Source organism: Bacteroides fragilis NCTC 9343, assembly GCF_000025985.1.
In the GTDB taxonomy this organism is placed as follows: Bacteria; Bacteroidota; Bacteroidia; order Bacteroidales; family Bacteroidaceae; genus Bacteroides; species Bacteroides fragilis.
The window spans coordinates 3,210,360-3,230,451 of sequence record NC_003228.3 but is presented as its reverse complement, the minus strand read 5'-3'; the positions used below and the strand labels follow the sequence as shown (position 1 = coordinate 3,230,451).

The following is a 20,092-nucleotide window of genomic DNA, read 5'->3' as shown; positions in this document are numbered from 1 at the left end:
CTCTGTGTACTCTGTGGTGAATCCTGTGGTGGATTCTATTTTATGTGCAAATAAAGCAATAGCGTGTTACATTCCTGTTTCAAAACGTGCTGCATCTTGTCTTGTAACAGAAACGTAACAGGTTTGAAACAGTTCCTTCAAACCGTATTCACACCTCCTTAATACTTACTCCGTTTCTTTGCATCATGAAAATCAAAAGGTATGAAGAAGGTTTTTGAAAGAATTATAGAAGGAATATTGACCTGTAGCGGTTTTGTAACGAGTATTACGATTCTGCTGATTGTGCTTTTCCTTTTTACCGAGGCATTCGGCCTGTTCAGCAGCAAGGTTATTGAAGAGGGATATGTGCTGGCGCTGAACAAAGATAATAAGGTAAGCGAACTGACACCGATGCAAATTAAAGATGTCTTTGATGAAGAGATCACCAACTGGAAAGAGTTGGGGGGTGAAGATCTCCCGATCCGGGTGTTCCGTCTGGAAGACATCACGCACTACTACTCGGAAGAAGAACTGGGAGAAGCCTACGAGAATGCAGGGGAAAAGATTATGGAGCTGATTCAGAAAACACCCGGTATCGTTGCTTTTATTCCTCAGAAGTTTGTGGTACGGCCGGATGCGGTACATTTCATAAAGGATAACACCATTTCTGTGAAGGAGGTCTTTGCCGGAGCGGAATGGTTTCCGACGGCTACTCCCGCACCTTTGTTCGGCTTTCTGCCGCTGATAACCGGTACGCTTTGGGTGAGCCTGTTTGCCATATTGATTGCTTTGCCGTTCGGACTTTCGGTATCGATCTATATGTCAGAGGTGGCCGATTCGAAAGTACGTAGTTGGCTGAAGCCGGTGATAGAGTTGCTGAGCGGTATTCCTTCGGTGGTATATGGCTTTTTCGGCTTGATCGTGATTGTACCTTTGATTCAGAAAGTATTTGATTTGCCGGTGGGGGAGAGCGGACTTGCGGGAAGCATTGTGCTTGCCATCATGGCATTGCCCACTATCATAACGGTGACTGAAGACGCCATGCGCAACTGTCCCCGTGCCATGCGCGAAGCCAGCCTGGCACTCGGAGCTTCGCAGTGGCAGACCATTTATAAAGTAGTGATTCCTTATTCGATCTCGGGCATTACCTCGGGGGTGGTGTTGGGTATCGGACGCGCTATCGGCGAGACGATGGCGGTTTTGATGGTGACCGGAAATGCCGCCGTGATTCCCACTACCATTCTCGAACCTTTGCGCACAATCCCGGCAACCATTGCGGCCGAACTCGGAGAAGCACCGGCAGGGGGACCACACTATCAGGCTCTGTTCCTGCTGGGGGTAGTGCTGTTCTTCATTACATTAATCATCAACTTTAGTGTGGAGTACATTTCATCTAAGGGCGTAAAACGTAGTAAGTAATATGGAAATACTGAATAATACAAAAGCTAAAAGACGTTCGCAGGGGATCGCTTTCGGCATATTCCGGCTGCTGAGTTTATGCATTGTGCTGATTTTGTTCGCGATTCTGGGATTCATCATCTATAAGGGTATCGGCGTGATCAGCTGGGATTTTCTGACCACCGCTCCTACTGACGGGATGACGGGAGGAGGCATCTGGCCGGCTATCGTGGGTACATTCTACCTGATGGTGGGCAGTGCGCTGTTTGCCTTTCCGGTGGGTGTGATGAGTGGTATTTACATGAACGAGTATGCGCCGAAGGGCAAACTGGTACGCTTTATCCGGGTGATGACCAACAACCTGAGCGGTATTCCGTCGATTGTTTTCGGTCTCTTCGGTATGGCGCTGTTTGTTAATTATATGGATTTCGGCGATAGTATTCTGGCGGGTTCGCTGACGTTGGGGCTGCTTTGCGTACCTTTGGTGATCCGTACTACGGAAGAGGCATTGAAGGCAATACCGGACAGCATGCGCGAGGGAAGCCGTGCACTGGGAGCTACCAAGCTTCAGACCATCTGGCACGTGATTCTGCCTATGGGAATGCCGAATATCATCACCGGATTGATTCTGGCCTTGGGACGTGTGTCGGGAGAAACGGCTCCGATCCTGTTCACTTGTGCGGCGTATTTCCTCCCGCAATTGCCCACAAGCATCTTAGATCAATGTATGGCATTGCCCTATCACTTGTATGTGATATCGACCAGCGGAACGGATATGGAGGCACAGTTGCCTCTGGCTTATGGAACGGCCTTGGTACTGATTGTAATCATACTCCTGGTGAACCTGCTGGCCAATGCCTTGCGAAAGTATTTTGAGAAGAAAGTAAAAATGAATTAGAAACTGTTTCTTAGTGACGGAGTACAACAAAAGATATGGATACAACAGTAAAAATTGATGCGCGTGATGTGAACTTCTGGTATGGTGACTTCCATGCACTGAAGGGGATCAGTATGGAGATTGAAGAAAAATCGGTAGTCGCGTTTATAGGTCCTTCCGGATGTGGGAAATCTACTTTTCTACGCCTTTTTAATCGGATGAACGACTTGATTCCTGCAACCCGCCTGACGGGAGAGATCCGCATAGACGGCGAAAACATCTATGACAAGGGAGTGCAGGTGGACGAGCTGCGTAAAAATGTAGGCATGGTGTTCCAGCGTCCCAATCCTTTTCCGAAAAGCATTTTTGAAAACGTGGCTTACGGGTTGAGAGTGAATGGAGTGAAAGATAATGCCTTTATCCGTCAGCGGGTGGAGGAGACCCTGAAGGGTGCCGCGCTTTGGGATGAAGTGAAGGACAAACTGAAAGAATCGGCTTTTGCCTTGTCCGGCGGACAGCAGCAGCGCCTTTGTATCGCACGCGCAATGGCTGTATCGCCTTCGGTGCTGTTGATGGACGAACCGGCTTCGGCGCTCGACCCTATTTCGACGGCAAAGGTGGAAGAGTTGATACACGAGTTGAAAGAACGGTATACCATTGTGATTGTGACGCACAATATGCAGCAGGCTGCACGTGTCAGTGATAAGACGGCGTTTTTCTATATGGGGCAGATGGTGGAGTTTGGCGACACGAAGAAGATCTTTACGAACCCGGAGAAGGAAGCGACACAAAACTATATAACCGGACGTTTCGGATGACATACGATTGATCGGCATGCAGCTCGATGTATCATTTAATATTGTATATTTGCTTAATAATAAATTTAATAGAATATGGTGAAGTTTATAGAATCAGAACTTGTTCTGCTGAAAAAGGAAATAGACGAGATGTGGACATTGGTTTACAACCAGTTGGACAGGGCAGGGGAGGCAGTGTTGACCCTGGATAAGGAACTGGCCCAGCAGGTGATTGTCCGTGAACGCAGGGTGAATGCTTTCGAATTGAAGATAGACAGCGACGTGGAAGACGTGATCGCTTTATATAATCCGGTAGCTATCGACCTTCGCTTTGTGTTGGCCATGTTGAAAATCAACACCAACCTGGAGCGTCTGGGCGACTTTGCAGAAGGAATCGCACGTTTTGTAGTGAAGAGTGAAGAGCCGGTTCTGGATGAAGAGTTACTGAAACGACTCCGTCTGGAAGAGATGCAGAAACAGGTGCTTTCGATGCTTGAAGTGGCAAAACGCGCATTGAACGAAGAGAGCCTGGAGCTGGCAACCTCCGTATTCGCTAAAGATAATTTATTGGACGAGATCAATGCGGAGGCTACGGCTGTTTTGGCAGAGTATATCAAAGAGCATCCGGAAAGCACTCTCTCGTGCCTCAATCTGGTGGGAGTATTCCGTAAATTGGAACGTTCCGGCGACCATATAACGAATATTGCAGAAGAGATAGTCTTTTTCATCGATGCTAAAGTCTTGAAGCATAGTGGCAAGGTAGAAGAGCATTATCCTGCTAAATAATAAATCGCAAATTTTTAAACAAAAATTAGTGCTACTTAAAAAAATGTCATATATTTGTCTCCTGTAACGGTTCGGTTACAGGAGTTTTTTTTGAAATGATAATAAATCCAAAGAAAAATCAAAAAGATGTTATATGACATGTTTTTATATTTGGTTCATAACGAGAAAAGCACCTATATTTGCATCGTTATCCTGAAAACAATCTTTTTACCTTAAAAAAAAACTAATACCTATTGAAAACTGAAAAGCGGGGCTTTGTGAAAAGCCCCGCTTTTTTATGTTGATTCTTTATCCAATCCCATTTTCTTTGTATCTTTGACCCCTGTGAGGGGGTGGGCGAATGTGAGTCGCATCACACCTCTGTTTTAATTGTGAATCCTAAATTAAAAATAGAACTATGTTTTCCGGAATCGTAGAAGAGTATGCTACCGTTGTGGCACTGGTGAAAGACCAGGAGAATATACATTTCACACTGAAGTGTTCGTTTGTAAATGAATTGAAGATAGATCAGAGTATCTCTCACAATGGGGTCTGCCTGACCGTGGTCAGCATGACTGAAGATACCTACACTGTGACTGCCATGAAAGAGACACTGGACCGGTCGAACCTTCGTCTGCTGAAAGTGGGGGACAAGGTGAACGTGGAACGCAGCATGATGATGAACGGACGTCTGGACGGCCATATTGTGCAGGGACATGTGGATCAGACCGCCGAATGTATCGATATCAAAGATGCAGACGGAAGCTGGTATTTTACGTTTAAATATGCTTTCGACAAAGAGATGGCCAAGCGCGGCTATATTACGGTCGATAAGGGTTCGGTTACGGTCAACGGTGTCAGCCTGACGGTATGCAACCCGACTGACGATACTTTTCAGGTGGCGATTATCCCATATACCTACGAGCATACCAATTTCCATACTTTCGGGAAGGGCAGTGTTGTCAACCTGGAATTTGATATTATCGGCAAGTATATCAGCCGGATGATCCAGTACAAATAAGGTGGACCGGGGAGTAGAGGTGAAAAAAGTATGAACGACTTTCTGCAATTGGTAAATGCCCGGCAAAGTGACAGGGCTTACGATAAATCGCGTCTTGTGGAGGCGGATAAGCTGGAACGCATCCTTGAAGCGGGACGGCTGGCACCTTCTGCCTGCAATGCCCAGCCTTGGAGGTTCGTGGTAGTGACCGATCCGTCATTGGCGGAGAAGGTCGGTAAGGCTGCTGCGGGCTTGGGAATGAATAAATTTGCCAAGGATGCTCCGGTGCATATCATCGTTGTAGAAGAGTCTGCCAACATTACTTCGCGGCTGGGCGGAAAACTGAAGGGAAAACATTTTCCGTTGATCGATATCGGTATTGTGGCTGCACACATGGTGCTGGCTGCCGAAAGCGAAGGGCTGGGATCATGTATACTCGGCTGGTTCGATGAAAAAGAGATAAAGAGCCTGACCGGTATTCCCTCTTCCAAACGTGTATTACTGGATATCCTGATCGGATATCCGGTGAAAGAGAAACGAAAGAAGATCCGGAAAGAAAGCGGGAAAATTATTTCTTATAACAGCTATTAATGATCTGAGTGATACAGAATGGGCTCTGCGGGTAGGAGACATAAAGAAAACCCATATCGCTCTTATCGGAAACGGAATTTATTTCACCACAGATTACACCGATTTTCACGGATTATATCATCCGGTTCTCGGTGGAAGAAATTATTAATCTGTGTCAATCTGCGTAATCTGTGGTGAAAACCCTCCGTGAGACTCCGTGTCGCTCTGTGGTGGAAAGAGTTTGGATACCGTTTCCCGTGCTGAACTACAAGTCCTTCAGCAATACTTTGCTTGCCTTTTTATAATATTCTTCCCTGGAGTCAAGCAAAACCTTCCATTGCTCGCTGAATTCCTCGTCTTTATCGACTTTAAAATCTTCTGAGCCGTATGTGTCCAGCCGGTCGAGCAATAGCGCTACATTCAGCTGATTGATGTCGATGGAAGGCTGGTATGCGATATCCTCGCTTTTTTGATCGGTGACTACTTCGTGAATCAGGTGTATCTCCTGCAGTTGGTAAAGTATCTGATTGGTCAGCCGAATCGGGATGCGATGTTCTTCGGATATCTCTTCGGCGGTGTAAGGCGTTTCGTTGTTTTCGAAACGTTTGGCTATAAGAGACATGATTAAGATAGATATGAAATCGCGGTAACGGCGACTGATGTTCTGCGTATCTCTGTCGAAACTGAAGTTGCGGATGTTCTGGCCGGCATACGTCAGCTCGGCACCGAACAGGCAGATGGTCCATGATATCTGCAACCATAACAAGAACATCGGGAGAGCGGCGAAACTACCGTAAATGGCATTGTATTTGGACACCCACAACTGACTGCTGATGTACAGGAACTGAAATGCCTGATAAGCCGAACCGGCCAGGATGCCGGAGATCAGTGCATGCTTGAATTTCACCTTGGTATTGGGCATGAAGATATAGAGTCCCGTAAACATCAGCCAGGTCAGCACGAACGGAATCAGACGGATCAGGAATTTCAGGATAGGGGCAAGTAAAACAAAATCCGCCATACTCTTCAGCATTGTGCCTACAAAGATGGAAAGACCGCCCGATACTACGATCAGGATCGGCATCAATAGGAACATTGAAAAGTAATCGGTGATTTTGCGGTACATGCTGCGCCCTTTCTTTACCTGCCAGATGCGGTTGAAGGTGATTTCAATGTTACTGACCAGGTTGAGTACGGTCCACAGTAACATGACCAGGCCGACTCCGATAAAAATACCGTTTTTGGTCTGTGACAGATACGAGTCTACGAATTGCAGGATAATATCCGTCGCCTCGGTGGACCCTCCGAAGCCATCACGAAACTGGCTTTCCATCAAAGTGGAGACCCCGAATCCGCGCGCGATGGCAAAGACGATGGCGAGTATGGGCACAATGGCGAGCAGGGTGCTGTAGGTCAGCGCTGAGGCTTTATTGACAATGCGGTCTTTGTTGAAGCGGTTGACGCAGAGATAGATCGTTTTGATGATATTGTATATCGAGAACTTGGTGCGGGTGACTTCGCTTTCCGTGATCCGCCAGATATCATAGGTAATGAATTTCCATATATCGGAGAGACGCTGATTCATAGGTCTGGTATTTGAAATTAAAAAAAAGAAAAGCAGTCAGCCTATAAGCCGAGTTCTGTACCCTGAATAAATCAAGGTGCCTGTCATTTATCTGAGTGGGGTGTCACCACACCACTTTAGCGGTCTACCCTCCGACATGGAGCGAGCAGCTCTCATAGCGCCGGTTTACATGACCTTACAACTCCTAAGACGTACAGCCCGATATGTCACCATACGGCTGGTGGGCTCTTACTCCACCTTCTCACCCTTACCTCTCCCCGGAGGGAGGGGCGGTTCTTTTCTTCTACGTTACTCTACCCTCACGGATAGCTTTCTGTTAGGAAGTAGGATGCTCTGTGTTGCCCGGACTTTCCTCCTGCACCGAAGTACACGCGACAGACCGGCCAACTGCTTTGGTCAGCAAAAGTACAAGAATTATTTTGTTTGAGCAAACGGAAGGGAGGATTAGTTCGGTTCACCACAGAGTAGCACAGAGTTCCACAGAGTTCCACAGAGTTTCACGAATGACATAAATTCACCACAGATTACGCAGATTATCACAGATTAATAATTTATTTTACTGAGAGTTAAATTAAAATATCTGTGTTAATCCGTGTAATCTGTGGTGAACTCAAAACTCTGTGGAACTCTGTGCTACTCTGTGGTGAACATCGTATGACTCGATTTCAGTTCTTATTCTTAATGTTTCTGAAAATATATATCTAAAATGGAAAGAGTTTCTATCTTTGCTAAAAATGTAACCCCCAAATCTTTCTTTCATGAAGAATATGATTCCTTTTGTATCGCTGCTTTTGGCAGTGTCCGCCTGTACGGGTATTCCTGAAAACAAGAAAAATGCCCTCCCTCAAGATGTAGAACGATTGTCCGGTGAAGTCCGCGACCGCTTCATTCCCGATAAGCGTGTCATCCTTTGGGATGTGGATTACGATGTATCCGGAAAGACGATTACCGTAAAGGGGGCAACTACTTCGCCGGAAGCTAAGGCGGCTTTGTTATCGGGGCTGGAAGAGAAGGCTTATGAAGTAAAGGACAGCCTGCAACTGGTTCCGGACAGTGCGGCTCTGGAAGGAAAGATGTACGGCATTGTCAATCTTTCCGTATGTAATATGCGTGTAGAGGATGATTTTTCTTCGGAAATGACCACTCAGGCATTGATGGGAATGCCCGTTAAAGTGTTGCAACATCGCAACTGGTACTGCATCCAGACGCCCGATAATTATATCGCATGGGTACACCGGGTAGGAATCCATCCGGTCACCAAAGCCGGGCTGGATGCCTGGAACAAGGCAGATAAAATTGTAGTGACGTCGCATTACGGGTTCACTTATCAGCAGCCGGATGCAAAGTCTCAATCCGTGTCGGACGTGGTAGCCGGAAACCGTCTGAAGTACGAAGGTAAGCAAGGAGGATTCTATAAAGTCTCTTATCCGGACGGTCGGCAGGCTTATATCTCACAATCGATATCGATGCCCGAAAAGGAGTGGCGTGCCTCTTTGAAGCAAGACGCTTCAAGCATCATCCGAACCGCTTATACCATGATGGGGATTCCTTATCTCTGGGCGGGTACTTCTTCGAAGGGAGTCGATTGCAGCGGCTTTGTACGTACCGTCTTATTCATGCACGATATCATCATTCCCCGTGACGCCTCTCAACAGGCTTATGTGGGCGAGCATATCAACATTGCACCGGACTTCGGCAATGTTCAGCCGGGAGATTTGATTTTCTTCGGGCGGAAGGCTACTGCCGAAAAGAGGGAGCGTGTGGTTCATGTAGCCATTTATCTGGGTGATAAGAAGTTCATCCATTCGCAAGGCGATGTGCATGTCAGCAGTTTCGATCCGGCAGATGCCGATTTTGATGAGTACAATCTGAACCGCCTGCTGTATGCGGTCCGTGTGTTGCCATCTATAGATAAGGAGGAAACTTTAAATACCACCGTTACGAATCCGTATTATAACTAAACTCAAAATAGGTATGCAAAACCGAAGAGATTTTCTCAAGACGGCTGCCTTTGCCGCTATCGGTTCGGGACTGTCATTGCAAGGAGCTTTTGCCGGAGAGAAAGCCCCTGTTTCGTTCGCGATCAATCAACTCGGCCTGGGGGCAAAGATGAAATTGCGTTTTTTCCCTTACGAACTGAAGTTGAAGCATGTATTTACCGTGGCCACTTATTCGCGCACCACCACTCCCGATGTGCAGGTAGAGATAGAATATGACGGAGTCATCGGCTACGGTGAGGCTTCGATGCCTCCTTATCTGGGACAGACGGTAGACTCGGTGATGGGGTTTCTGAAGAAAGTCGATCTGGAACAGTTCGACGATCCGTTCCGGCTGGAAGATATACTGGCTTATGTAGATGGTCTCACTCCGGGAGATACGGCTGCCAAAGCTGCCATCGACATTGCATTGCACGACCTGGTGGGTAAACTTTTGGGAGCACCCTGGTACAGGATCTGGGGGTTGGATAAGGCGAAAGCACCTTCGACCACCTTCACGATAGGCATCGATACACCGGAAGTGGTACGTGAAAAGACGCTTGAAGTGGCCGGGCAGTTCAATATCCTCAAAGTGAAGCTGGGGCGTGAGAATGACAAACAGATGATTGAAACGATCCGTTCGGTGAGCGATCTGCCTATCGCGGTCGATGCCAATCAGGGATGGACGGATAAGAAATATGCATTGGACATGATTCAGTGGCTGAAGGAGAAAGGGATCGTGATGATTGAACAGCCCATGCCCAAAACACGGTTGGACGATATTGCGTGGGTGGCCCAGCATAGTCCGTTGCCGGTTTTTGCCGATGAATCTTTGCAGCGGTTGAGCGATGTGGCCGGGCTGAAGGGGGCTTTTACCGGAATAAATATCAAACTGATGAAGTGCACCGGTATGCGGGAAGCCTGGAAGATGGTGACGTTGGCGCGTGCATTGGGAATGAAAGTGATGGTAGGCTGTATGACGGAAACTTCGTGTGCGGTCTCTGCCGCCGCACAATTCTCTCCGGCCGTCGACTTTGCCGATCTGGACGGAAACCTGCTGATAGCGAACGACCGCTTCAAAGGGATGGAAGTTGTAAAAGGTAAGATCACCCTCAACGACCTTCCGGGGATCGGGGTGGTTAAAATATGAACACAGGTAAACTTTTGAAACTTATTTGGATATGAGAAAATTGCTTTATATTGTGATGATATTCATCGGCGTCTCCGCCTGCACCTCCCGGCAGGAGTCCAAGCCTTACGACTGGGACGACGACCTGCATCAACGATTGCTGGCGGATTTCTGCCTGACCGAATCCCAGGTGAAAGACTATATCCGCAAATACATTCCCGACGTGACGGACGAACAGATGCGCCAATGGGAAGAGAGCAAGGCGCTTGAATGCCGGGTGATCGACGGAGAGAAACGTTATTTCCGCAATGCCGGTCCCAACCTGTTCCGGATAGACTCTGCCTGCTGTGCCGTCAAAATGGAGAAAGAGGGTACTTCACTGAGCACGAGCGAACAGGTCAATAAAGAGCATCTGCCCGAAGTGATGGCTGCTGTCAGGAAAGAAAAAACTCCTGTGGTGCAGCCCAAACGCATGCGGGTCACTTACACGCTGACGGTGGACAGCAATGCCGTACCTGCCGGAAAAATGATTCGTTGCTGGTTGCCTTATCCCCGGACAGACCAGCCCCGCCAGCAAAATGTAAAATTGCTCCATGTCAGCGAACCCCGTTACACATTGTCCCCGCCTTCATGTCGGCACAGCACCCTCTATATGGAGAAGCAAGCCATCCCCGGTGAGCCGACGGTCTTTTCGGAAACCTTTGAGTACACCTCGTGTGCCGAATGGCATCCGTTGAAGCCCGGGAATATTCTGCCTTATGACACTGCCGGTACTCTTTATAAGGAGTATACTGCCGAACGGGAAACCCATATCCGCTTCACCCCCCGCATCAAGGAGCTGGCTGCCAATCTGGCAGTCGGTGAAACCAATCCTTTGTTGAAGGCACAGCGCATTTTCCGTTGGATAAACGATCATTTCCCCTGGGCTTCGGCCCGCGAATATTCCACTATTGAGAATATTCCGGAATATGTGCTCGACAATCGTCACGGCGATTGCGGTCAGGTGAGCCTGCTGTTTATCACCCTCTGCCGTTGCAGTGGCATTCCCGCCCGTTTCCAGAGCGGCTTTATGATGCATCCGCGTGCCTGGAACCTGCACGACTGGGCGGAAGTCTATTTCGAAGGCGCAGGCTGGGTGCCGGTAGACCAATCGTTCGGTATTCCCACATTTGCCGACAATCCCGAAGAAAAGATGTTCTTTATGGGAGGTATCGACTCCTGGCGCATGATAGTCAACAGCGATTATTCCATGCCGCTGGTGCCGGAGAAGAAATATCCGCGTAGTGAAACCGTTGATTTCCAGCGTGGCGAGGTGGAGTGGGAAGGGGGCAACCTGTACTTCCCGCAGTGGAGTTATCACATGGATATAGACTATCTGAATTATTAAGTTCGTTTTCCATAAAAGACTTAAGCGTTTTCCGGAAAGACTTAAGCGTTTCTCAAAAAGACTTTAGTCTTTCGAGGGAAACGCTTAAGTCTTTTTTCTGTCTTCTAAATCCTTGTGTGTCATGCAACGAATGCTAATTTGTCAGTCTCTGCCGTTAACCGCTGTTAAGCTCCGCAGACTCACTGTTAAAAGAGAACAAAAAAGAGTGACAAGGAGAATAACAGAATGATTTTTGTCGTTATTTTAACGTCGTAAATGTTAAATGAAAGTAGAATATTAACAATTAAATGAATAAAAAGAATAGTATGAAACAGACAACAAAAAACATTCTCGGGATAGGAGCAGTAGTTCTTCTCAGTGCAGGAGTTGCCGGAGTGACAACCTATACGATGTTGAAGCCGGAGAACAGAGACAGCCTGTCGTTTAATGAACAGTTCCGTCAGAATCCCGGTGCTCGCTTGGCTGCTTATGACGCCATTAATGCCCAGCCTGTAGATCTGACGCAGGCGGCGGAAAATTCGCTTCATGCTGTAGTACATATAAAATCGACTCAACAGGCTAAAGAACAAACTGTGACCGTACGCGACCCGTTTGCAGAGATATTCGGGGATATCTTCGGTAATGGTGGCAGACAGCAGCGCCGTGTACAGACCCAGCCGCGTGTCGGCTTCGGTTCCGGTGTCATCATTTCCAAAGACGGTTACATCGTCACCAATAATCACGTGATCGACGGTGCGGACGAAATTATCGTTAAGCTGAATGACAACCGCGAGTTTAAAGGTCGCATGATCGGTACCGACCCGAATTCTGATTTGGCTCTGGTCAAGATCGAGGGAGACGATTTCCCGACCATCCCCGTGGGCGATTCTGATGCCTTGAAAGTAGGAGAGTGGGTATTGGCGGTAGGTAACCCGTTCAATCTTACCTCGACTGTAACTGCCGGTATCGTCAGTGCCAAGGCACGTACGCTCGGTGTGTACGGCATCGGGGGAGTAGAATCGTTCATCCAGACAGATGCCGCCATCAATCAGGGAAACAGCGGTGGAGCTTTGGTGAATGCAAAAGGTGAATTGGTAGGTATCAATGCCGTGCTTTCTTCGCCCACAGGCGCTTATGCCGGATACGGTTTTGCCATTCCGACCAGTGTGATGACCAAAGTGGTCAGCGACCTGAAACAATACGGAACCGTACAACGTGCGTTGCTGGGTATCAAGGGTACTTCGCTTGCGGGTGACGGTGATATGATGTCCGATCAGCCGATCGACAAATCGGGAGCCACACTGTCCGATAAGCGCAAAGAGTTCGGCGTAGTGGATGGCGTTTGGGTACGCGAAATCGTAGATGGAGGTTCTGCTGCCGGTTCCGATATCAAGGTAGATGATGTCATCATCGGTATCGATGGCAAGAAAGTGCAGAACTTTGCCGACCTGCAGGAAGCCATTGCACAGCATCGTCCGGGCGATAAAGTGACCGTGAAGGTGATGCGTGACAAGAAAGAAAAGAATATCAATATAACATTGAAGAACGAACAAGGTACAACAAAGATTGTGAAGGATGCGGGTATGGAGATTCTGGGCGCTGCCTTCAAGGAGTTGCCGGACGACTTGAAGAAACAACTCAATCTCGGATACGGCTTGCAGGTTACCGGAGTCACTTCGGGCAAGATGGCGGATGCCGGTGTGCGGAAGGGCTTCATCATCCTGAAAGCCAACGATCAGCCTATGCGCAAAGTCAGCGACCTTGAAGAAGTGATGAAAGCTGCTGTGAAGTCACCGAACCAGGTACTCTTCCTCACAGGAGTATTCCCTTCAGGAAAACGCGGCTATTACGCTGTAGACTTGACTCAGGAGTGATTTAGCTGAAAGGTGCTGTGCCAGAACTCACCACAGAGCAGCACAGAGCAGAGTATCACAGAGCAGAGTATCACAGAGTTTTTTACTACGAATCAACAACTTAAAATCGTCTCTGTGTTACTCTGTGTGCTCTGTGGTGAGTATGGCCATACCAGCGAATCGCCTGCCGAAAAAGTATTCGGTAGCTTAATAATAGCTAAGGAAATCGAAAAGAGGGTACCGGCAATCAACCAGTCGGTACTCTTTTTGTTTATATTAGTAGATAATAATGGTGAAAAAGTTGTGAAAATTTATACGTTAACAAATAAATAGTCGTAACTTTGCACTCCAAATCTGTTTTATAAGAATGAGACAACTAAAGATTACCAAAAGTATCACTAACAGAGAGAGCGCTTCTCTTGACAAGTATTTGCAGGAAATCGGTCGCGAGGACCTCATTACTGTAGAGGAGGAAGTAGAACTCGCTCAACGCATTCGTAAGGGTGACCGTGTGGCATTAGAGAAACTGACACGCGCCAATCTTCGTTTCGTCGTATCCGTAGCTAAGCAGTACCAGAACCAAGGCTTGAGTTTGCCCGACTTGATTAATGAAGGCAATTTAGGACTGATCAAAGCTGCCGAGAAGTTTGATGAAACACGTGGCTTCAAGTTTATCAGTTATGCTGTATGGTGGATTCGCCAATCTATTTTGCAGGCATTGGCAGAGCAGTCCCGTATCGTTCGCCTTCCGTTGAACCAGGTCGGTTCGTTGAATAAGATCAGCAAAGCCTTCTCTAAGTTTGAACAGGAAAACGAGCGTCGTCCGTCGCCCGAAGAGTTGGCAGGTGAACTGGATATTCCGGTCGACAAGATCTCCGATACGCTGAAAGTATCCGGCCGCCATATCTCGGTGGACGCTCCTTTCGTTGAAGGAGAAGACAACAGCCTGCTCGATGTGTTGGTGAACGATGATTCGCCCATGGCAGACCGTTCTCTGGTTAATGAGTCTCTTGCGAGGGAAATTGATAGAGCTCTTTCTACGTTAACCGATAGGGAAAAAGAAATCATTCAGATGTTTTTCGGTATCGGACAGCAGGAAATGACATTAGAGGAAATCGGCGACAAATTTGGTCTCACACGTGAGCGTGTTCGTCAGATTAAAGAAAAAGCAATCAGAAGATTAAGACAAAGTAATCGTAGTAAATTGCTCAAATCTTACTTGGGATAAGCAAGGTATATCAGTTTCCGAAAAAGTATTTAAAAAACGCTTCATCTTTTGGTGGGCGTTTTTTTTTGTTATCTTTGCGAAGTTAAAAATATAACAGAATATGAAATACGTAAAAATACTGTTTGCTGTGGCATTGGTGTTTACATTGTGCTCGGCGTTTTCGTTGAAAAAAGGGGGACATAAACCCGTTTATGCCTTTGGGGTATCGGCTTCATTTACCGATACGGTGATATACTACACCGAAATTCAGATGCTTGACAGCGTGGCGCTGGATAAAAACGGATTCCTGCCGCATAGAGAACTGTACAGTTATCAGTTGAAGAATTATTTGGAATTCGATAAAGGACTTCCTAACCGTACTTGTATGATCTATTTCTCGGAAAATAAAAAGAAATTAGGAAAAGAGGCCGCCAAGGTTGTGGGGAAATTCAAGAAGAATAAAACGGTGGCTGTCGAGAAAATCGATCCTCAGAATTTCCGGTTCAGTAAACCAGAAGAGTAACTTATACGTTATATAAAATATAGCAAAGAGATGCCGTTTGTTTGCATCTCTTTTTTTCTTTATTATAATATCTCTGGATAATATTAATTCATGAAACTGAAAATAACCTTGTATTCCGTATGTCTGCTTATGCTGCTTGCTGCCTGTCAGCAGGATGGGCCGACACCTGAACCGAGTGTAGGTTCGCGTACCGTGTTAGTGTATATGATAGCCCAGAACTCTTTGGCACCGTTGGCCTCGGCCGATATTGAAGAGATGAAAGAGGGAATGCGGCAGGTTGATGCCACATCCGGTAATCTGCTGGTGTATATAGACGATTATTCGGCTCCCCGGCTGATTCGTCTGGGAAAAGACAAAAAAGGAAAAGTGGTGGAAGAGACCATTGAAAATTACCCGGAGCAAAATTCGGCCGATGCAAATGTGATGAAAAAGGTTATATCTACTGCCTTCAATCAATATAAAGCGGAGAAGTATGGCATGGTCTTCTGGTCGCACGGTGAGGGATGGATACCTTCTCCGGCAAAGACACGTTGGTTTGGTCAGGACGGCAATAACTATATGGATATAGCTGATTTGCACGCAGCCTTACAGGTGGCGCCCGACCTCGACTTCTTGTTTTTCGATGCATGTTTTATGGAAGCTGTAGAGGTGGCGTATGCGTTGCGCGACTGCGGAAGTTACCTGATCAGTTCGCCTACCGAGATTCCGGGGCCGGGCGCTCCTTATCAGACAGTGGTTCCCGCGATGTTTTCTGCCGAAAATGCAGCTTTGAAGATTGCTTCCTGCTATTATGATTACTATCAAAGCAGATATAATGACGGAATCGGTATGTCCAATGAAGATTGGACCGGTGGTGTTTCTGTTGGGGTTGCCAAGATGAGTGAACTTGAGAATCTGGCTGTTGCAACGTCCAAAGTGCTGCCCAGGTATATCACCGGGAAACAGAATTTTGATCTTTCCGGAGTGATGTGTTATGATCGCCGCACTGATAAGCAATATTATTATGATTTAGATCGGTTCATCTATCAGATAACTGCAGGGAACGGCGATTATGATAGTTGGCGGGAGGCGTTCGATAAGGTAATGGTTTACTGGAAATCCACTCCCCGCAACTATTCTGCCTACGCCGGGATGTTCACGATGAATCAGGATGCGAAAGGGCTTTCTACCTATATTCCCCGTATGTCCGCTCCGTCGTTGAATGCTTCTTACCAGCAGACTGAATGGTATAAGGTATCCGGTTGGGCGGATACCGGTTGGTATAAGAATTAGAAAAAGCAAAGAGGTGTGTCATCTGTGGTGAATGATGACACACCTCTTTGTTTATCAGATAAACTCTCCTTCAGCGTTCACCTTTACTTTCACTTCCAATTCTCCTTTTTCCAGTTCAACCAGATAATATTCTCCTTCGGGTGTTTCAACAAAGTCTGCGTCATCGATTTGATATCCCGCATATTTCTCTGAAGAAGCGATCGCATGGGTCACTGTTTTCGGTAGTTCGTTGCGGCGTACGTCCCAAGAAGTAGATATCCATTCGTTAGAGCTGTTGAATACAATTTCTTTACTGATATTACCGTCGATGATGTCTACTTCAGTCATCCCGTGCTCCACTTCGATTTCGACCAGGCGTGCGTTTGGATATTGCTTTTTGATAAAGGTCTCAATGGCTGCCGGAATCTCGGCAGGCAGATAGTTCTCTGAATCGTTGTCCGTATCCGCAACGCTTTTCACCAGGATGCCCTCTTCCGAGTAATACAGGTCGAATTCCTGCTTTCCGGACTCTACCTCGATGACGTATACCTTCTCCATGTCCGGACGTTCCAACATGTCCACATCGTCTACTTTCCACTTGGCGTATTCACTGCTTTCGAATGCACTCTTCACAGCTGCCGGCAGAGCCTGATAAGGGAGGTCGGTCTCTGTCATTTGCCATATTCCGTTCGGAGTAAACCAGGCCGAGGTTTCGTAGTTCTGTTGACGGAATTCCGCTATGTAATAGTTGCCTTTTGTTTCCCACTTTTCGTTGCTGACAGACGGATACTTTTCGGTAAATGCGTTTTTCAGTTCCGTGGGCACGGAAGACAGATGATCGTCATCGTCATTACAGCTTTGTAATCCCAGGGCACCCAGTGCTAGAAGAAGAAAATACATTTTCAATTTCATATCTACTATACTTTTTTAGTTATCAATATCGATTAAATTAAATTTAGAGTCAAATTTTAGTTCCCAACCATTGGATAGTTTCACTTCATAATCCGTTTTATCGCGTTCTATTTTCAGAACTTTAGCGTCCGGATAATTAGTGGCTGTATATTTTTGGATAGGAGAGGGGATGATGCCCTGTGGCACTACACTGAATTTGCAATTTACTTCAGTCCAGTTTCCTTTCTTGTCGAACTCTACTTTGTTGCCGTCGGTGAAGATGACATCGTAGCTTTTCTGTAAGAAATCGCTTTCAACTTTGGCCATGGCAATGTTGCTGCCGGCAAAGTGTTGTTTGATGAACTGCTGTGCCTTCTGCGGCATCTGGCTTACTTGAATCGGTTTATCATCGTCCGCTCTTGCGATGGTTTGCAGAGTGAACAGGCATACGAATAAAAGAAGTAACTTTTTCATAATCGTCTTTTTTTTATTGGTTTTTATTTTTAGCAATTAATTTATAATGCAAAGATGAAGGTCGATTCTGAAAAGAATTGGGAATTCTCTCCATTTTGATACTTTTTTCTAAATAAAAGTTTGATTACTCTTGTTCATCCGGTTGGACTTATACTGTATATTTACACAATATTTAACGCTGAGCGGGAAGTCCTTCTCGCAACAGGTATGAAAATGATTTGTACAGGCAGGTGTGCCGGGGAGTCGTATCCACCACAGATTACACGTGTTTGCGCAGATGAATGTCGCCGGTTCTCAGTGGATTAAATTCGTTCTGTGTTAATCTGCGTAATCTGTGGTGAAATTGTTCTTCCGCAATTCGAAACAGTGTTCATCTTTCTCAAAATAATACCTGAGTGTGAGATGCTGTAATTTGCAGATGGAGTCGGCTATGGCAAGTCCCAGTCCGGTCGAACCTTCCTTTTTGCTTCCCTGATAGAATCGTTCAAAGATATGGGTCGCATCCAGGGGGCGGCCTGCGCCGCTATTCCTGAAGGTCATGCTATGACCGGTTATTTCAATCCGGATATGCCCACCGTCTACGTTGTGTACAAACGCATTTTTGAGCAGGTTCGTTATCAGGGCTACTGCCAGCGATTCATTCATCTCCGCCCGGAATATTCCCTGTTCATCCAGCGTCAGCTCAATTTCCCGATAGCCGTATACTTCTTTATAATCTTCTATATATCGCTTGAGCATGCTGTTGAACTCCACCGTTCGGGTATCGGAGAATTGTCCGTTATCTATTTTGGACAGTAACAGCAGCGATTTATTGAGCTTAGTGATATGCTCCAGGGTCTGGTGCGTTTTTATCAGCTCTTCCAACTGTGCTTCAGACAAGGAGTCGTCTTCCATCAGCATTTCCAGGCGATTCCGACAGATGGCCAACGGTGTTTGCATTTCGTGTGAAGCATTGCCGATGAATTGCTTTTGCTGTTCAAAGATGTGCTCGCTTCGTTCCGCGTTGCGGATGGCTGCCTCGTTCAGCTTCCTGAACTCCGTAATTTGCGTTTCATTCTTCAAAGGGCGATTGGGACGACCTATCCTGTAGGCATCCAGCCAGCGCAGCAGGTTGTAAAGTGGCTTCATGCTGCGGTGAAATATCCAGATGCAGACAATCAGGATGGTGAGCAGCAGGACGATGTACAGAAAAATAATCCATCCCAGCATGGCGTCTTTCAGGTCGTCCTTCTCGATCGTCGGTGTCGATACGGTAAGCTCGTAATATTGTCCTTCGTCATCTTTGAATAAGGTGGTCAGTATGCGTGCCGGTTCGGTCTCTTCCTTCTCCACAATGTAGACCATGGAGTCTTTGTAGCAGATATCTTCGCGTTCGTCGGCATACTCTTTGCTTACTTTTCTAAGATAGTATTGATTGTTCGACCCATTGTTTTTCGAGGGCAGTTCTTCTCCGGCCAGGGCACGGATAATGATGGTTTCCGAGTAATCCTCCAGAGAGTCGTCTACTTCGTCGTTCACTTCATCTATTACGGCTATATAGAAAAATACAGCCCATGCCCCGAGAACAACTGTCAGCATGAGTGCGATGCGGATGATAATGCGGTATATCAACTTCATGGAGGTAGGGTCTTTTTTTATTCAACAGTCATTTTGTAGCCGAATCCATATACAGCCTTCAGTTCTGCCAAGGCACCGGCATCTTTGAGTTTCTTTCTCAGGTTCTTGATTTGCGCATAGATGAAATCAAAATTGTCTACCTGGTCGATATGATCTCCCCACACCGATTCGGCAAGCGTGTTTTTGTTTACCAGTCGTCCGGGACGGTTGGCAAAGTAGAGAAGGATATCATACTCTTTGCGGTTTAATTCTATTTCCTTGTCATCTACGAATACCTGGAATGTATCGGGGACAATACGTATGTTGGCCAGGCGTATGTCCATTTCTCCGTCGCGGCGCTGGCGTCGGATCACACTTTTGATGCGGGCATTTAATTCGGCCAGGTGAAAGGGTTTGGGCAGATAGTCGTCGGCACCCAGTTCCAGTCCCAGTACTTTATCGTCCAGGGAGTCTTTGGCCGAGATGATAATTACGTTTTCCCGTTTACGCATCTTTTTCAGTTGCTCCAGCAGGTTCAGCCCATTGCCGTCAGGCAACATAATGTCCAGCAAGACACAGTCGTAATCGTAGTCCTCTATCTTGCGTAATCCCGACTGGAAGTCTGCGGCAGCTTCCACTACATAGCGTTCTTTTTCGAGCGAACGCTGGATCAGTTCCCTCAGTGAGGGTTCGTCTTCGATAATTAATATTTTCATAGGGCTTTTTATTTCTACCTGCAAAGAAAAGGCTTATTTCTGAAATAAAACTGAAAAGAAAAGCTATTTTATTTTTCTATCTCAACAGAAGTGTCTAATTTTGTTTCCAATAAACAAAAATAACACGAGTATAAATCTC

At 46.7% G+C, this 20,092-nt stretch carries 18 protein-coding genes and 1 other RNA gene; 13 read left to right on the top strand and 6 right to left on the bottom strand.

Translation table 11 applies throughout. The features are described 5' to 3' along the window. Window positions 1–201: 201 nt before the first annotated feature. The 6 genes from pstC (at window position 202) to BF9343_RS13240 (ending at window position 5,407) form a co-directional block, all read left to right on the top strand. Window positions 202–1,398 (top strand): phosphate ABC transporter permease subunit PstC, encoded by a 1,197-nt coding sequence (pstC, locus tag BF9343_RS13265; RefSeq protein WP_005788582.1) that lies wholly within the window; start codon window positions 202–204, stop codon window positions 1,396–1,398. Window position 1,399: 1 nt separating this feature from the next. Then, window positions 1,400–2,275, top strand: coding sequence for a phosphate ABC transporter permease PstA (gene pstA, locus BF9343_RS13260; RefSeq protein WP_005788578.1), 876 nt, complete (start codon window positions 1,400–1,402; stop codon window positions 2,273–2,275). 35 nt (window positions 2,276–2,310) lie between these two features. Continuing rightward, window positions 2,311–3,072, top strand: coding sequence for a phosphate ABC transporter ATP-binding protein PstB (gene pstB / locus BF9343_RS13255; protein WP_005788575.1), 762 nt, complete (start codon window positions 2,311–2,313; stop codon window positions 3,070–3,072). A 75-nt stretch (window positions 3,073–3,147) separates the two neighbouring features. Beyond that, window positions 3,148–3,837 carry a phosphate signaling complex protein PhoU gene (phoU, locus tag BF9343_RS13250; protein ID WP_005788573.1) on the top strand — a complete coding sequence of 230 codons (690 nt, stop codon included), beginning with the start codon at window positions 3,148–3,150 and terminating at the stop codon, window positions 3,835–3,837. A gap of 397 nt (window positions 3,838–4,234) precedes the next feature. After that, window positions 4,235–4,837: a riboflavin synthase gene (locus BF9343_RS13245; RefSeq protein ID WP_005788568.1), complete on the top strand. Its 603-nt coding sequence runs from the start codon at window positions 4,235–4,237 to the stop codon at window positions 4,835–4,837. A gap of 30 nt (window positions 4,838–4,867) precedes the next feature. Next, entirely contained in the window at window positions 4,868–5,407 is a 540-nt protein-coding gene (locus BF9343_RS13240) for a nitroreductase family protein (protein WP_010993131.1), read from the top strand. A gap of 244 nt (window positions 5,408–5,651) precedes the next feature. On the opposite strand, the gene BF9343_RS13235 is transcribed toward BF9343_RS13240, so the two are convergent. Continuing rightward, window positions 5,652–6,971, bottom strand: coding sequence for a YihY/virulence factor BrkB family protein (locus tag BF9343_RS13235; RefSeq protein WP_005798509.1), 1,320 nt, complete (start codon window positions 6,969–6,971; stop codon window positions 5,652–5,654). Between the two features lie 28 nt (window positions 6,972–6,999). Continuing rightward, window positions 7,000–7,362: RNase P RNA component class A (gene rnpB, locus BF9343_RS21640), an RNA gene on the bottom strand. A gap of 367 nt (window positions 7,363–7,729) precedes the next feature. Between rnpB and BF9343_RS13230 the strand changes: the two genes are divergently transcribed. The 7 genes from BF9343_RS13230 (at window position 7,730) to BF9343_RS13200 (ending at window position 16,297) form a co-directional block, all read left to right on the top strand. Next, window positions 7,730–8,932 (top strand): C40 family peptidase, encoded by a 1,203-nt coding sequence (locus BF9343_RS13230; protein WP_010993130.1) that lies wholly within the window; start codon window positions 7,730–7,732, stop codon window positions 8,930–8,932. 13 nt (window positions 8,933–8,945) lie between these two features. Beyond that, on the top strand, window positions 8,946–10,097 hold the full coding sequence (locus tag BF9343_RS13225) for a dipeptide epimerase (protein ID WP_041926235.1): 1,152 nt from the start codon (window positions 8,946–8,948) through the stop codon (window positions 10,095–10,097). Window positions 10,098–10,128: 31 nt separating this feature from the next. After that, window positions 10,129–11,463, top strand: a complete 1,335-nt coding sequence (locus tag BF9343_RS13220) for a transglutaminase-like domain-containing protein (protein WP_010993128.1) — start codon at window positions 10,129–10,131, stop codon at window positions 11,461–11,463. A 305-nt stretch (window positions 11,464–11,768) separates the two neighbouring features. Continuing rightward, window positions 11,769–13,316: a trypsin-like peptidase domain-containing protein gene (locus tag BF9343_RS13215; protein ID WP_005788554.1), complete on the top strand. Its 1,548-nt coding sequence runs from the start codon at window positions 11,769–11,771 to the stop codon at window positions 13,314–13,316. 346 nt (window positions 13,317–13,662) lie between these two features. Next, window positions 13,663–14,523: a sigma-70 family RNA polymerase sigma factor gene (locus BF9343_RS13210; RefSeq protein ID WP_005779810.1), complete on the top strand. Its 861-nt coding sequence runs from the start codon at window positions 13,663–13,665 to the stop codon at window positions 14,521–14,523. 100 nt (window positions 14,524–14,623) lie between these two features. Continuing rightward, on the top strand, window positions 14,624–15,025 hold the full coding sequence (locus BF9343_RS13205) for a hypothetical protein (RefSeq protein WP_005788549.1): 402 nt from the start codon (window positions 14,624–14,626) through the stop codon (window positions 15,023–15,025). A 90-nt stretch (window positions 15,026–15,115) separates the two neighbouring features. Continuing rightward, window positions 15,116–16,297, top strand: coding sequence for a fragipain (locus BF9343_RS13200; RefSeq protein WP_032528661.1), 1,182 nt, complete (start codon window positions 15,116–15,118; stop codon window positions 16,295–16,297). A 54-nt stretch (window positions 16,298–16,351) separates the two neighbouring features. Here the strand turns inward: BF9343_RS13200 and BF9343_RS13195 are convergent, their stop codons facing one another. The 4 genes from BF9343_RS13195 to BF9343_RS13180 all read right to left on the bottom strand — a co-directional run bounded on the left by BF9343_RS13195 (window position 16,352) and on the right by BF9343_RS13180 (window position 19,953). After that, window positions 16,352–17,188 (bottom strand): PepSY-like domain-containing protein, encoded by an 837-nt coding sequence (locus BF9343_RS13195; RefSeq protein WP_010993125.1) that lies wholly within the window; start codon window positions 17,186–17,188, stop codon window positions 16,352–16,354. Window positions 17,189–17,203: 15 nt separating this feature from the next. Further along, window positions 17,204–17,641: a PepSY-like domain-containing protein gene (locus tag BF9343_RS13190; RefSeq protein ID WP_005788539.1), complete on the bottom strand. Its 438-nt coding sequence runs from the start codon at window positions 17,639–17,641 to the stop codon at window positions 17,204–17,206. Window positions 17,642–17,959: 318 nt separating this feature from the next. Continuing rightward, the gene (locus BF9343_RS13185) at window positions 17,960–19,258 is read right to left on the bottom strand and encodes a sensor histidine kinase (protein ID WP_005788537.1); all 1,299 of its coding nucleotides are present in this window, start codon (window positions 19,256–19,258) and stop codon (window positions 17,960–17,962) included. Window positions 19,259–19,275: 17 nt separating this feature from the next. Next, complete coding sequence (locus BF9343_RS13180) at window positions 19,276–19,953, bottom strand: response regulator transcription factor (protein WP_005788535.1); 678 nt, start codon at window positions 19,951–19,953, stop codon at window positions 19,276–19,278. Window positions 19,954–20,092: the final 139 nt, after the last annotated feature.